Annotated in this window: 14 protein-coding genes; 5 read left to right on the top strand and 9 right to left on the bottom strand. The window is 71.1% G+C overall.

The window, feature by feature from the left end; translation table 11 throughout:
* Positions 1–49: 49 nt before the first annotated feature.
* The 3 genes from AB5J87_RS18530 to AB5J87_RS18520 are packed head-to-tail and all read right to left on the bottom strand — an operon-like array spanning position 50 to position 1,764.
* The gene (locus AB5J87_RS18530; RefSeq protein ID WP_369377898.1) at positions 50–1,138 is read right to left on the bottom strand and encodes a recombinase family protein; all 1,089 of its coding nucleotides are present in this window, start codon (positions 1,136–1,138) and stop codon (positions 50–52) included.
* Positions 1,045–1,599 carry a recombinase family protein gene (locus AB5J87_RS18525; protein WP_369377897.1) on the bottom strand — a complete coding sequence of 185 codons (555 nt, stop codon included), beginning with the start codon at positions 1,597–1,599 and terminating at the stop codon, positions 1,045–1,047. Before AB5J87_RS18525 ends, AB5J87_RS18530 begins: the two co-directional genes overlap by 94 nt.
* A gap of 42 nt (positions 1,600–1,641) precedes the next feature.
* Positions 1,642–1,764 carry a hypothetical protein gene (locus tag AB5J87_RS18520; RefSeq protein WP_369383776.1) on the bottom strand — a complete coding sequence of 41 codons (123 nt, stop codon included), beginning with the start codon at positions 1,762–1,764 and terminating at the stop codon, positions 1,642–1,644.
* 40 nt (positions 1,765–1,804) lie between these two features.
* On the opposite strand from AB5J87_RS18520, the gene AB5J87_RS18515 reads away from it, so the two are divergent.
* The gene (locus AB5J87_RS18515) at positions 1,805–2,314 is read left to right on the top strand and encodes an LURP-one-related/scramblase family protein (RefSeq protein WP_369377896.1); all 510 of its coding nucleotides are present in this window, start codon (positions 1,805–1,807) and stop codon (positions 2,312–2,314) included.
* Between the two features lie 162 nt (positions 2,315–2,476).
* On the opposite strand, the gene AB5J87_RS18510 is transcribed toward AB5J87_RS18515, so the two are convergent.
* Positions 2,477–3,256 (bottom strand): carbon-nitrogen family hydrolase, encoded by a 780-nt coding sequence (locus AB5J87_RS18510; protein WP_369377895.1) that lies wholly within the window; start codon positions 3,254–3,256, stop codon positions 2,477–2,479.
* 140 nt (positions 3,257–3,396) lie between these two features.
* On the opposite strand from AB5J87_RS18510, the gene AB5J87_RS18505 reads away from it, so the two are divergent.
* Positions 3,397–4,221: a maleylpyruvate isomerase family mycothiol-dependent enzyme gene (locus tag AB5J87_RS18505; protein ID WP_369377894.1), complete on the top strand. Its 825-nt coding sequence runs from the start codon at positions 3,397–3,399 to the stop codon at positions 4,219–4,221.
* Positions 4,222–4,332: 111 nt separating this feature from the next.
* Here AB5J87_RS18505 and AB5J87_RS18500 read toward each other — a convergent pair whose 3' ends face one another.
* The 5 genes from AB5J87_RS18500 to pdhA all read right to left on the bottom strand — a co-directional run bounded on the left by AB5J87_RS18500 (position 4,333) and on the right by pdhA (position 10,173).
* Positions 4,333–5,631 carry a nitrate/nitrite transporter gene (locus AB5J87_RS18500; protein ID WP_369383578.1) on the bottom strand — a complete coding sequence of 433 codons (1,299 nt, stop codon included), beginning with the start codon at positions 5,629–5,631 and terminating at the stop codon, positions 4,333–4,335.
* Positions 5,632–5,804: 173 nt separating this feature from the next.
* Positions 5,805–6,488: a GntR family transcriptional regulator gene (locus AB5J87_RS18495; protein ID WP_369377892.1), complete on the bottom strand. Its 684-nt coding sequence runs from the start codon at positions 6,486–6,488 to the stop codon at positions 5,805–5,807.
* A 144-nt stretch (positions 6,489–6,632) separates the two neighbouring features.
* Positions 6,633–8,024 (bottom strand): dihydrolipoamide acetyltransferase family protein, encoded by a 1,392-nt coding sequence (locus AB5J87_RS18490; protein WP_369377891.1) that lies wholly within the window; start codon positions 8,022–8,024, stop codon positions 6,633–6,635.
* A gap of 14 nt (positions 8,025–8,038) precedes the next feature.
* On the bottom strand, positions 8,039–9,019 hold the full coding sequence (locus tag AB5J87_RS18485) for an alpha-ketoacid dehydrogenase subunit beta (protein WP_369377890.1): 981 nt from the start codon (positions 9,017–9,019) through the stop codon (positions 8,039–8,041).
* A gap of 2 nt (positions 9,020–9,021) precedes the next feature.
* Positions 9,022–10,173 (bottom strand): pyruvate dehydrogenase (acetyl-transferring) E1 component subunit alpha, encoded by a 1,152-nt coding sequence (gene pdhA / locus AB5J87_RS18480; protein WP_369377888.1) that lies wholly within the window; start codon positions 10,171–10,173, stop codon positions 9,022–9,024.
* 344 nt (positions 10,174–10,517) lie between these two features.
* Between pdhA and AB5J87_RS18475 the strand changes: the two genes are divergently transcribed.
* The 3 genes from AB5J87_RS18475 (at position 10,518) to AB5J87_RS18465 (ending at position 13,264) form a co-directional block, all read left to right on the top strand.
* Positions 10,518–11,177: a response regulator gene (locus AB5J87_RS18475; protein ID WP_369377887.1), complete on the top strand. Its 660-nt coding sequence runs from the start codon at positions 10,518–10,520 to the stop codon at positions 11,175–11,177.
* Positions 11,178–11,830: 653 nt separating this feature from the next.
* Positions 11,831–12,247, top strand: coding sequence for a pyridoxamine 5'-phosphate oxidase family protein (locus AB5J87_RS18470; protein ID WP_369377885.1), 417 nt, complete (start codon positions 11,831–11,833; stop codon positions 12,245–12,247).
* Between the two features lie 15 nt (positions 12,248–12,262).
* On the top strand, positions 12,263–13,264 hold the full coding sequence (locus AB5J87_RS18465) for a phosphotransferase (RefSeq protein WP_369377883.1): 1,002 nt from the start codon (positions 12,263–12,265) through the stop codon (positions 13,262–13,264).

Raw genomic sequence — 13,264 nt, 5'->3', positions numbered from 1 at the left:
CGTCACTTCGTCACGCCTGTCCGCTGTCGGCGGGGCGCTTACCGGGTCCTCAGGCGGCCGTGTGGGTGACCGCCAGCTTCGCCCAATGGACCTGGATGCGTTGCTCGGGGATGATCCGCTGACCACGCACCCCCTTGCTCACCTCAACCCGGTCTATGGCGAGCGACAACCGATCGCGCCGGTCTTCGTTCGTCGCGTCAGCCCACGCCTCACGCAGGGTGAGGCCATCGAGCATCGGTGACACGTCCACGGACGGCATGGGGAGCTTACGGAGATCGCTACGAAGCCCCTCGATGCGCCCCCTCAGCCGCTCTGAAAGCCGGTTGTAGCGCTCCACGGCTGCGGCGCCGCTGAACTCGCCACGCACGTAGCGTGCATCCTCCAGATCGGCCAGGCGGGCTTCCTCGTCCTGGATCTCCGCAGTCAGGGCATCACGTTTCGCGAAGGTCTCCGGGTCCACACGGTGCACCCAGCGATCTGCGATGGCGACAAGCAGCGGGTCGTCCGGTTCAAGCGCCGGGAGCTTGGTGAGGAACTGTTCCGTCACGTACTGGTCCACCGCCTCAGCCAATGCCGACGCTCCGATGCACTGGTTGCCCGCGCGGCGAGCCATGCACTGATAGCTCCCGCCCACACGGTGCATCCGGCGACCGCAGCCAGGAACCGCGCAGAAGACGAGTCCCGTGAGCAGCGCCGTCCCCTCCGGCTTCGGCCGCCGCTTTCCCGCGTGTACGAACGTTCTGGATTCCAGGGTGCGGATGATCTGTTCACGTTCTCCGACCGTGATGATCCCCTCGCCGATCTCGACAGTGTCCAGCGTCTCGGGATCGCGGTACGGAAAAACCCTGCCTGTGTACTTCCGCTCGCCGTCATCCGTCTCGACGCTCTCGGTCTCCGGCATCAGGCCAGCGAGCGCAGGGGAACGCAAGAGCTGCATGATGCTGGCCGCGTTCCACTGCCCGCCCCTGGGCGAGAGGATCTCGTACTCGTTGAGGAGTCGAGCGATCTTGACCAACGATGTCCCGGCGAGGGCTTCGTCCGCGATCAGGCGGGCATAGACGGCGTGCTCCGGGTCGTGGACGAGCTTCTTGGTCTTCGGGTCGATGAGCAGCCCGTACGGAGGCTGTCCGCCGTCCACTGCCCCTTGCTGCGGAGGTAGCGCTTCGCGTGCCCGACACGCGTCCCGAGATTCTTCGACTCGGACCGGGCCAGCTCAGCGAGCATCGCGACCACCATGCGCGCCGAGTCGTTCGAGGTGTCGAGGCCGTCCACGACTGAGACGAGACGGCCGCCGGCGTTCTCAATGTCGTCCAGCACCTTGCCCACCTGGCCGATGCCCTTGCGGGACAGGCGGTCCAGTTTCCAGACGATCAGCGTGCCGACGACGCCCGCCGTGACGGCCGCCAGCGCGGCGTCGAAGCCCTTGCGCTCAATGGTCTTGTAGCCGGAGCGCCCTCTGTCTATGTGGACCTTGCGGACGGTCAGTCCGTTGCGTTCGGCCCAGGCACGGCAGTCGGCTTCCTGCCGTTCGATTGCGGTCTTGCCGTCCCGGTCGAGGGACAGGCGGAGATAGAGATCACAGATCGTGTCTTGGTGCACACACTCAGCGTGACGAAGAGTTCAGTGCTCTGTCGTCTACTTTCAGAAGTCGAGGATGACGATCCTCCCCCGCAGGTCGGCGAGGGTGTACTCCTGATCACCGGTGTTCAGCCAGCCGCCCTTGCCGATCAGCTCGGGGGCCCGAACGCGTGCACGTGTAGCCATACCCCCATCCAACCCCAAAAGCAGGGGTACGCATTCCGCCATGAAATATCTGGTGCGCGACAAGATCTTCGCGATCGGCGACGACTACTGGATCGAGACCGAGGACGGGCGGCACGCCTTCCTCGTCGACGGCAAGGCGCTGCGGCTGCGGGACACCCTGGAGCTGAAGGACCCGACCGGGCGGGTCCTGATCACTTTGCGCAAGAAGATGTTCGGCATCCGGGACACGATGACCGTCGAGCGCGACGAGCGCCCGCTGGCCACCATCCGCCGCAAACGGCTGTCCCTGCTGCGCAACCACTACCGCGTGACCCTGGTCGAGGGCACCGAGCTGGACGTCTCGGGCAAGATCCTGGACCGCGAGTTCGCCGTCGAGTACGACGGGGAGCTGCTCGCGCACGTCTCGCGCCGCTGGTTCCACGTGCGCGAGACGTACGCGGTGAACATCGTCCGCGAGGACGCGGACGCGGCGCTGCTGATCGCGGTGGTGGTCAGCGTGATCAGGATGGACGAGCGGGACCGGGAGCACCGGAACGAGGAGGACGACTGAGGGCCCCGGGACGGCCGAGAGCCGGGGGCGGAGACGGCGCGGGGCGGGCCACCGCCGGGGGCGGACCCGGCCGAGCGGGCCGGGCGGCCCACGGTCAGGGGCGAAGGCGGGGCGGCCCACGGTCAGGGGCGGAGGCGGGACCGGGGCGGGTCCGCCCGTTTGTCACCCCAGTCTGCGGTCCTTCAGGGCCGGGAACTGCTCCCGGGTCGTCGCCACCCGGGACAGGTCCAGGTCGACCGTGAGGACCTCCTCGGCCCCGCCCGCCTCCGCCAGCACCTCGCCCCAGGGGTCGACGACGATGCTGTGTCCCGCCTGCGGGACGTCCGCGTGGGTGCCGGCGGTGCCGCAGGCCAGTACGTAGGACTGGTCCTCGACCGCGCGGGCCCGGGCCAGCAGCGTCCAGTGCTCGCGGCGCCGGGCGGGCCAGCCCGCCGGGATCACGAAGAGCTGGGCGCCCGCGTCCACCAGGCCCCGGAACAGTTCGGGGAAGCGCAGGTCGTAGCAGGTGGCCAGGCCCAGCGTGGTGCCGGGCAGGGCGACCGTGACCAGCTCCGTGCCCGCGCCCATCAGGACGGCCTCGCCCTGGTCGAAGCCGAAGCGGTGGATCTTGCGGTAGGCGGCGGCGAGCTCGCCCTCCGGCGTGAAGACCAGCGAGGTGTTGTAGAGGGCGCCGTCCGCGCCCCGCTCGGGCACCGAACCCGCGTGCAGCCAGACGCCCGCGTCCCGGGCCGCCTTTGACATGACCTCATGCGTCGGCCCGTCAGGAACCGGCTCGGCGTGCTCCGCGAAGCTCTCGTAGGCGAACGCGCCCACCGTCCACAGCTCGGGCAGCACCACCAGATCCGCGCCGCGCTGCTCGCGCACCAGCGAGGCCGCCCGCTGCCTGCGCGAATCCACTGATTCCCGCTGGTCCACGCCGAATTGGATGAGGGAGGCGCGCACACTACCACCGTCCTGGCACTCGAGTCGTCAACACGGGCCTACGATCGTCACACGAAAGCACTGCCGGGGTGCCTTTCGGCAGCGTAACTTAACTGCCACAGCGCCCAGCCCGCGTACGTACAGAACCGCCGAGGGGTCCCGTGACCGTCCATCCCAGCCTCCAGACCTACGCCGACGCCTGGACCCACTCCATCGAGGCGATATCCGAGCTGGTGATGCCGCTCGTCGAGGGGGAGTGGAACCGGGCCACGCCGTGCCCGGCCTGGTCGGTGCGCGACATCGTGTCGCACATCATCGGCATGGAGTGCGAGCAGCTGGGCGACCCGCGTCCGATCCACACGCTGCCGCGCGATCTCTACCACGTACAGAGCGAGTTCGCCCGCTACATGGAGATGCAGGTCGATGTGCGCCGGCACCACACGGCGCCGGAGATGACGTCGGAGCTGGAGTACACGCTGATCCGCCGGGCCCGGAAGCTGCGCAACGAGACCCGCGCCCCCGAGACCATGGTCCGCGCCCCCCTCGGCGCCGAGCAGACCCTGGAACTGGCGCTGCGGATGCGGGCGTTCGACGTGTGGGTGCACGAGCAGGACCTGCGCTGGGCGCTGAACCGGCCGGGCAACCTGGACTCGCCGGGCGCGTACGTGACCCGGGACATCCTGCTGCACGCCTTGCCCAAGGTGGTCGCCAAGGACGCGGGCGCCCCGCCGAACTCGGCGGTGGTCTTCGACATCCACGGGCCGGTCGAGTTCCTGCGTACGGTCCGGGTCGACGCCGAGGGGCACGGCACGATCGACGGCGCGCCCTCCCTCGGCCCGCTCGCCACGATCGCGCTGGACTGGGAGACGTACGTGCGGCTCGCCTGCGGACGGGTGCGCCCGCGCGCGGTGGCGGACCGGGTGAAGACCGAGGGCGACCAGGAGCTGGCGGCGGCGATCCTGCGGGAGTTCGCGGTCACGCCGTAGGCGCCCCGCCGGGCGCCGTGCGCGCCGTGCGGCCCCGGGCACCGGCACTCCCCGCCCGCGCACCGGGCCCTTCCACGCATCCGTCGCACACCGCGCGCCCCCTCGGGCGGCTCACGCCGGTACGTGCACCGCCTCCACCCGGCTCGCCACCAGATGGTCCCGCTCGCGGTGCGCCGCGCGCGCCCGCAGCCGCAGGATCTGCGCCACCCCGAGCGCCTCCAGGAAGAACACCGAGGAGAACGCGATCCGGTAGTTGTCCCCCGTCGCGTCCAGCAGCACGCCGACGGCGAGCAGCGTCGTCATCGACGCGACGAAGCCGCCCATGTTGGTGATGCCGGAGGCGGTGCCCTGGCGCTCGGGCGGATTGGCCGGGCGGGAGAAGTCGAACCCGATCATCGACGCCGGGCCGCAGGCGCCCAGCACCACGCAGAGCGTGATCAGCAGCCACATCGGGGTGTGCGGCGCCGGATAGGCGATGGCGGCGGCCCACAGCAGGGCGGTCGCCCCGACCGTGCCGAGCGCCAGCGGCAGCCGGGCCGCGTGGTGGCGCGCGATGACCTGCCCGTACACCAGCCCCACCACCATGTTGGAGAGCACGACCAGCGTCAGCAGCTCGCCCGCCACCCCGCGCGAGTGGCCCTGCGCCTCGACCAGGAACGGCATGCCCCACAGCAGCAGGAAGACCATCGCCGGGAACTGGGTGGTGAAGTGCACCCACATGCCGAGCCGGGTGCCCGGCTCGCGCCAGGACTCGGCGATCTGGCGGCGTACGTAGGCGGCTCCGGCGTGCCGCACCGGCGCGGGCTCGTGGCCCTCGGGGTGGTCGCGCAGGAACAGCAGGAGCAGCACCAGCACCACCGCTCCGGCCAGCGAACTGCCCACGAACGTGGTGGTCCAGCCGAGGTCGTGCAGGGCGCGGGCGATGAAGATGGTGGAGACCAGGTTGCCCGCCATCCCGAAGAGGGCCGCGACCTGGCCGATCAGCGGGCCGCGCCGGGCCGGGAACCACCGCGAGCCGAGCCGCAGCACGCTGATGAACGTCATGGCGTCGCCGCAGCCGAGCAGCGCGCGGGAGGCCAGGGCCGTGCCGTACGAGGGGGAGAGCGCGAAGCCGAGCTGTCCGGCGGTGAACAGCACGACCCCGAGGGTGAGTACCTTCTTGGTGCCCAGCCGGTCGACCATCAGGCCGACGGGTATCTGCATGCCCGCGTAGACCAGCAGCTGGAGTATGGAGAAGGTGGACAGCGCCGAGGCGTTGACGTCGAAGCGGTCGGCGGCGTCGAGTCCGGCCACGCCCAGGCTGGTGCGGAAGATGACGGCGACGAAGTAGACGCCCACGCCGATGCCCCACACCAGCGCGGCCCGGCGCCCGCCGGGGGGATCGCCCGGCAGCGCGGCGGCGGGGGCCACGGGGGCGGGGGCGGTGCCGGGGGTGGGGGCGGTGCCGGGGGTGGGGGCGGTGCGGTCGGGTAGCGGTTCCGGGCCCGGCTCGGACCTGGATCCCGGGCCCGGCTCGGACATCCGTCCCGGTTCGGGTATCGGTTCCGGGCCCGGTTCGGGAGTGGCTCCGGATGCGGCGGAACTCATCGTTCCTCCCCCCTGACCAGGACCTTGACCCAGCTCAGATGCTGGCGCACACAGTGCGCGGCCAGCTCGCCGTCCCCGGCGCGGATCGCGTTCAGCATCTCCTCGTGCTCGACGATGTTCTTGGCGATCCGGTCGGGCTGGGCGTGCATCACGGCCACGCCCATCCGCAGTTGCCGGTCGCGCATCTGGTCGTAGAGCCGGGAGAGGATGTCGTTCCCGGCGTTGCGGACGATCTCGGCGTGGAAGCAGCGGTCGGTGACCGCGACGGCCGCGAGGTCGCCCGCCGCCGCGTTGGCCTTCTGCTCCTCCAGGAGCGCTTCGAGCCGCTCGATCAGCCGGGACGGGGCGGGCACGGCCCGGCGCACCGCGAACTCCTCGACCAGCAGCCGGGTCTCCACCACGTCGGCGGTCTCCTGCGCGGAGACGGCCAGCACCAGCGCGCCCTTCTTGGGGTAGAGCCGGATCAGCCCCTCCACTTCGAGCTTGAGCAGGGCCTCGCGCACGGGGGTGCGCGACACCCCGACGGCCTCGGCGAGCTCGCCCTCGGTGAGCAGTGTCCCGCCCTCGTAACGCCGGTCGAGCACGGCTTGTTTGACGTGCATGTACACGCGGTCGGCGGCGGGCGGCTGCTTGGGGGCGGAGGCGGCGCGGGGCTCGGCGGAGGCGGGAGCGGGTGGCATGCGCACAGGATAGATACAACAGATGCGCAGGAGAAAGGGGCGTCCGGATGCCGGAACGCCCCTCCGCGCGCGCCGGTGGCGCCGGCGCGCAACGCTCGTGCCCCCGGGCGCCGAGGCGTCCGGGGGCACGTACGACCGGGGCGGCTACGCCCAGGTGATCAGCCGCTTGGGCTGCTCCAGGATCGCCGCCACATCGGCCAGCACCTTGGAGCCGAGCTCGCCGTCGACCAGCCGGTGGTCGAACGACAGCGCCAGCGTGGTGACCTGACGGGGCTTCACCTTGCCCTTGTGGACCCACGGCTGGAGCTTGATCGCACCGACCGCCAGGATCGCGGACTCGCCCGGGTTGAGGATCGGCGTACCCGTGTCGACGCCGAAGACGCCGACGTTGGTGATGGTGACGGTGCCGCCCTGCATGGCCGCCGGGGACGTCTTGCCCTCGCGGGCCGTCGCCACCAGTTCGCCGAGCTCCGCCGCGAGCTGCGGCAGCGTCTTGTCGTGCGCGTCCTTGATGTTCGGCACGATCAGCCCGCGCGGAGTGGCCGCCGCGATGCCCAGGTTCACATAGTGCTTGAGGACGATCTCCTGCGCCGCCTCGTCCCACGCCGCGTTGACGTCGGGGTTGCGCTTGATCGCGACGAGCAGGGCCTTGGCGATGAGCAGCAGCGGATTGACCCGCAGCCCCGCCATGTCCTTGTCCGCCTTCAGCTCCTCGACCAGCTTCATCGTGCGCGTGACGTCCACCGTCACGAACTCGGTGACGTGCGGCGCGGTGAACGCCGAGCCGATCATCGCCTGCGCGGTCGCCTTCCGTACGCCCTTGATGGGGATACGGGTCTCGCGCGCACCGGCGGGGACAACGGCCGCGACGGGCGCGGGAGTTGTTTCACGTGAAACACCGGCGGGCTCGGCCACCGGCGCGGCCACCGGAGCCGCCGCCGCGTGGATGTCCTCGCGGGTGATGATCCCGTCCGGGCCGGTCGGAACGACGGTCGCCAGATCGATGCCGAGGTCCTTGGCGAGCTTGCGGACCGGCGGCTTGGCCAGCGGCTTGGCGGCCGGGGCGGCGCCGTGGCCGTTCAGCTCGGCCTGCACCGCGGCGGCGGCCTGCGAGGGGACCTGGGCCCCCTTGCGCGGGCGGCGCTTGGTGGAGGACTCGGCGACGCCGTAGCCGACGAGGACGGGCTGGCGGCCCTTGGGCTCCTCCGGCTCGGCGGGCGCCTCGGCGACGGGGGCCTGGGCGGGGGCGGCGGCCTCGGCGGCCGGCTCACCGGAGCCCGGGGCCACGTCCACCGAGATGATCACCTCGCCGACGTCCACCGTGGTGCCCTCGGGAAAGCGCAGCTCGTGCACCACGCCGTCGAACGGGATGGGCAGCTCGACGGCCGCCTTCGCCGTCTCGACCTCGCACACGACCTGGCCGTCGGTGACGGTGTCACCGGGCTGGACGTACCACTTGAGGATCTCCGCCTCGGTGAGCCCCTCGCCGACGTCCGGCATCTTGAACTCGCGGAAGCGGGCGGAAGTTTCAGTCATGGTCACGGGACTCCTCAGTACGCCAGCGAGCGGTCGACGGCGTCGAGCACCCGGTCCAGACCCGGCAGGTACTCCTCCTCCAGGCGGGCCGGCGGGTACGGGGCGTGGTAGCCGCCGACCCTGAGCACCGGTGCCTCCAGGTGGTAGAAGCTGCGCTCGGAGATCCGCGCGGCGATCTCCGCGCCGGCGCCGTAGAACACCGGCGCCTCGTGGACCACGACCAGGCGGCCGGTCTTCTCCACCGACGCCTGGACCGCGTCGAAGTCGATCGGGGACATCGACCGCAGGTCCACGACCTCGATCGACTTGCCCTCCTCGGCGGCGGCAGCGGCGGCCTCCGCGCAGACCTTCACCATCGGACCGTACGCCACCAGCGTCAGGTCCGAACCCTCCACGACCGTACGGGCCTTGTGCAGCGGACCCGGGATGGCCTCGGTGTCGACCTCGCCCTTGTCCCAGTAGCGCCGCTTGGGCTCGAAGTAGATGACCGGGTCGTCGGACTGGATGGCCTGCTGCATCATCCAGTACGCGTCGGAGGCGTTGGAGGGCGAGACCACCTTGAGGCCGGGGACGTGCGCGAAGAGCGCCTCGGGGGACTCGCTGTGGTGCTCGACCGCGCCGATGCCGCCGCCGTAGGGGATGCGGACGACGACCGGAAGCTTGATCTTGCCGAGCGCGCGGGCGTGCATCTTCGCGAGCTGGGTGACGATCTGGTCGTACGCCGGGAAGACGAAGCCGTCGAACTGGATCTCCACGACCGGGCGGTAGCCGCGCAGGGCCAGCCCGATCGCGGTGCCGACGATGCCGGACTCGGCGAGCGGCGTGTCGATGACCCGGCCCTCGCCGAAGTCCTTCTGCAGCCCGTCGGTGACCCGGAAGACACCGCCGAGCTTGCCGACGTCCTCGCCCATGACGAGGACCTTGGGGTCGGTCTCCATCGCCTTGCGCAGCGACTCGTTGATCGCCTTGGCGATGGGCAGTTTCTGTACGGTCATGGCTACTTGCCCTCCCCGTCGGCGAAGGACGCCTGGTAGGCCGCGAACTGGGCCCGCTCCTCGTCGACGAGCGCGTGCCCGTCGGCGTAGATGTTCTCGAAGATCGCCATCCGGTCGGGGTCGGGCATCGCCCGCACCGCCTCGCGGACCCGCTTGCCGAGCGTCTCCGACTCCTCCTCCAGGGAGGCGAAGAACGCCTCGTCGGCGTGCCCCTCGTTGGCGAGGTAGGTCTTCAGGCGCAGGATCGGGTCCTTCGCCTCCCACGCCTCGCGCTCCTCGTCGGCCCGGTACTTCGTCGGGTCGTCGGAGGTGGTGTGCGCGCCCATCCGGTACGTGAACGCCTCGACCAGGGTCGGGCCCTCGCCGCGCCGCGCCCGCTCCAGGGCGGACCGGGTCACCGCCAGACACGCCAGCACGTCGTTGCCGTCGACCCGGACGCCGGGGAAGCCGTAGCCCTGGGCGCGCTGGTAGAGCGGCACCCGGGTCTGCTTCTCGGTCGGCTCGGAGATCGCCCACTGGTTGTTCTGGCAGAAGAAGACGACCGGGGCGTTGTAGACGGCGGAGAAGGTGAACGACTCCGCGACGTCGCCCTGGCTGGAGGCGCCGTCACCGAAGTACGCGATCACGGCCGAGTCCGCGCCGTCCTTGGCCACACCCATGGCGTAACCGGTGGCGTGCAGCGTCTGCGAGCCGATGACGATCGTGTACAGATGGAAATTGTTGCTGTTGGGATCCCAGCCGCCGTGGTTGACGCCACGGAACATGCCCAGCAGGTTCGTGGGGTCGACCCCGCGGCACCAGGCCACGCCGTGCTCGCGGTAGGTGGGGAACACGTAGTCGTCGTCGCGCAGGGCGCGGCCGGAGCCGATCTGGGCGGCCTCCTGGCCGAGCAGCGAGGCCCACAGGCCCAGCTCGCCCTGGCGCTGCAGGGCGGTGGCCTCGGCGTCGAAGCGCCGGGTCAGCACCATGTCGCGGTAGAGCCCGCGCAGCTCTTCGGGGGTCAGGTCAACGTCGTAGTCAGGGTGCTCGACCCGCTGGCCCTCGGGCGTCAGCAGCTGTACGAGCTGGGGGTCGGCGACAGCCTTCCCGGCGCTGCTACCGGTGCGCTTGCTGCTGCGTCGCGGTTTGCGCGCGGCAGTGCTCTCCACGGTCACGTGCGTGCTCCTCCGTCTGTCCGGCCCCCGGGTTCGCCGGTGTGGCCAGTTGCGGCTCCTCGCCTGCTTCCGGTCGCGGTGCACGGGGGTGGGTGCGCCTCACCGGGAATCAGGCGTGACAGGTGCCCCGGCGAGCGCCCTGTCATAGGCACGTTACCCAGTGCTGCGCATTACTGCGAAACCCCATTTGACCTGCGATTTTGCTTGGATTTCCAAGTAAATCGAGAAAGCGGGGAACAACCACTGGTCACAGCACTGATGACAGCCTTGCAGGCCGCCGGAACAACGGCACGTTATCCCGGTCACCTGCGGCACGGGAAGAGCGAATGTGTGAGACTGATTCCGTGCGCGAAACAGGCAAAATCACCGTATTCCTGCTCGACGACCACGAAGTGGTCCGCCGCGGCGTCCACGAAATGCTCTCCGTCGAGGACGACATCGAAGTGGTCGGCGAGGCCGGCACCGTGGCGGATGCCCTGGTCAGGATCCCGGCGACCCGCCCGGACGTGGCCGTGCTCGACGTCCGGCTGCCGGACGGGAGCGGTGTGGAGGTCTGCCGCGAGATCCGCTCGCAGAACGAGGACATCAAATGTCTGATGTTGACCTCCTTCGCCGATGACGAGGCCCTCTTCGATGCGATCATGGCGGGTGCGTCCGGATATGTCCTGAAGGCGATCCGCGGCAACGAACTGCTTTCGGCCGTGCGCGACGTGGCGGCGGGCAAGTCCCTGCTCGACCCGGTCGCCACCGCCCGCGTCCTGGAGCGCCTGCGCGACGGCGGCTCGGCCAAGGGCGACGACCGCCTGGCCAACCTCACCGAGCAGGAACGCAAGATCCTCGACCTGATCGGCGAGGGCCTGACGAACCGAGTGATCGGCGAACGCCTGCACCTGGCGGAAAAGACGATCAAGAATTACGTATCGTCCCTGCTCTCCAAGCTGGGCATGGAACGCCGCAGCCAGGCGGCGGCATACGTGGCAAGAATCCAGGCGGAGAAGCACTAGACGGGACGTGGGGTGCCGCCCCGGCCCCACGGTGGGGCCGGGCGGGCCCCTTTTTGCCGGGCGGGGCGGCTCGGCCCCGGAGCGGGGCCCCAGGGGCGAAGCCCCAGAGCGGGGCGCAGGGGCCGCAGGCCCTGCCGGGAGTCCGGGGCGAAGCCCCGGGAAACCCCTTCGCCCCCAACCCCCACCCCAGGACTCAGGGCACCCCACCCGGGGTTTCAGGGGCGCAGCCCCCGCAGCGGGGCGTAGGGGCCGCAGCCCCCGCCAGGGGTTCGGGGGCGCAGCCCCCGCCAGGGGTTCGGGGGCGCAGCCCCCGGGAGATGCGCCTTCCACCTCCAGCCACCCACCCGAGGGCGCCAGCCCGGGGTGCAGGGGCCGCAGGCCCCGCCAGGGGTTCAAGGCCGCAGCCCCCGGGAGAGGCCCTTCAACCTCCAGCCACCCACCCAAGGGACGCCAGCCCCAAAGCGGGGCGCAGGGGCCACAGCCCCCGCCAGGGGGCCGGGGGCGCAGCCCCGGGAAACCCCCTTCCCCCTCACCCCCCACCCCCGGAGGGTTAAGGGAACGGGCGGGGTGGGGGCGAATCAGGACCTATGGCCCCCGCCCAGCGGGCCCGCCGGCACTGTCCCCCCACCCCCCGCCCACCCCACAGTGGACACATGCCCGAGGCCCCCCACGCCATAGAGCTGCTGCGCCGCGTCCCGTACGGCCGCATCGCCACCAGCATGCGCGCCCTCCCCTTCCTGGCCCCCGCCCGCCACATCGTGGCCGACGGCCGCGTCCTGCTGCGCCTGCACCGCGGCCTCGGCTACCACGAGGCGTGCCTGGGCAGCGTCGTCGCGTACGGCGCGGACAACCTCGGCGACGGCGCCGCGACGGACCTGTGGTCGGTCCAGTTCACCGGCACCGCCCACCCCGTCACCCCCACCCCGGCGGAGCTGGCCCTCTTCGGCCCGGCGCCCCACCATGTGGACGGCGCCCCCTTCGACCCGGTCTATCTGGAAATAGAACCCCAGTTCGTGACCGTCCATGCGTTGGAGTATTCCGCAGAGCCACACCTGCGCCACGCCGCGTGATCTAACATCTGGCGCGTGCCGCGCTCATATGCAACCCCGCCCGTGAGGGACCTGCTGCGCCGATACGCCTCACTGGGCGAACCTCTCACCTGCGAACCCGTCGCCCAGGGCCTCCTCAACCGCGGCTACCGCCTCTCCACCACCCGCGGTGAGTTCTTCCTCAAGCACCACCTCGACGGCGACCACGAGGCCATCGCCCGCCAGCACGACGCCACCCGCCGCCTGCAGGCGCTCGGCGTCCCGGTCGCACCCCCCGTACCGGACTGCGACGGCGACACCGTCACCGTCCTCGGCGGACGCTGCTACGCCCTGCACCCCTGGGTCCACGGCCGCCACCGCGACGGCGCCCAGCTCGGCCCGGCCGGCTCCGGCCGCCTCGGCGCGCTCCTCGGCCTGGTCCACACCTGCCTGGAGGAGGTGATGCGGGGCCACGGCCCGGCCGCCGACCACATCAGCGCCGACCCCGCCGACACCTTCGTCCTCATCGACGACCTCCTCGACCGCGCCCGCCGCTGCCGCCCCCGCGACTCCTTCGACGAACTCGCCGAGCACCGACTGCGCGAACGCCGCCACCTGCTGGAACAGCACACCCACCGCCGTCCCCCCGCCCAGCGCGCGGGCGGCTGGGTGCACGGCGACTTCCACCCCCTCAACCTGCTCTACCGCGGCAAGGAGCCCGCCGCGATCGTCGACTGGGACCGCCTGGGCGTCCAGCCCCGCGCGGAGGAGGCGGTCCGCGCCGCCGTGATCTTCTTCGTACGCCCGGCCGGCGAACTGGACCTGGCCAAGGTCCGCGCGTACGCGCGCGCGTACCGGGGCGCCACCGGCGCGGACCAGGCGGAGCTCGCCGCCGCCGTCCACCGCGTGTGGTGGGAGCGGCTCAACGACTTCTGGATACTGCGCTGGCGCTACCAGCTCAACGACCGAAGGGCCGACCCGCAGTTCCCTGCGGCGTCGGCCCTGGCGGTCTGGTGGACCCAGGAGTACGAGGCGGTGTGCGAGGCGTTCGCGGGCTGA

It is taken from the genome of Streptomyces sp. cg36 (assembly GCF_041080675.1).
Taxonomy (GTDB): domain Bacteria; phylum Actinomycetota; class Actinomycetes; order Streptomycetales; family Streptomycetaceae; genus Streptomyces.
Note: the sequence above shows the minus strand (reverse complement) of the source record. Positions and strands in the feature narration are given on the sequence as shown.

Coding starts and splice junctions, on each gene's coding strand:
- AB5J87_RS18520 (WP_369383776.1), bottom strand. CDS start 1,764: ATGGCTACACGTGCACGCGTTCGGGCCCCCGAGCTGATCGGCAAGGGC.
- AB5J87_RS18515 (WP_369377896.1), top strand. CDS start 1,805: ATGAAATATCTGGTGCGCGACAAGATCTTCGCGATCGGCGACGACTAC.
- AB5J87_RS18495 (WP_369377892.1), bottom strand. CDS start 6,488: ATGCCACCCGCTCCCGCCTCCGCCGAGCCCCGCGCCGCCTCCGCCCCC.
- AB5J87_RS18490 (WP_369377891.1), bottom strand. CDS start 8,024: ATGACTGAAACTTCCGCCCGCTTCCGCGAGTTCAAGATGCCGGACGTC.
- AB5J87_RS18485 (WP_369377890.1), bottom strand. CDS start 9,019: ATGACCGTACAGAAACTGCCCATCGCCAAGGCGATCAACGAGTCGCTG.
- AB5J87_RS18470 (WP_369377885.1), top strand. CDS start 11,831: ATGCCCGAGGCCCCCCACGCCATAGAGCTGCTGCGCCGCGTCCCGTAC.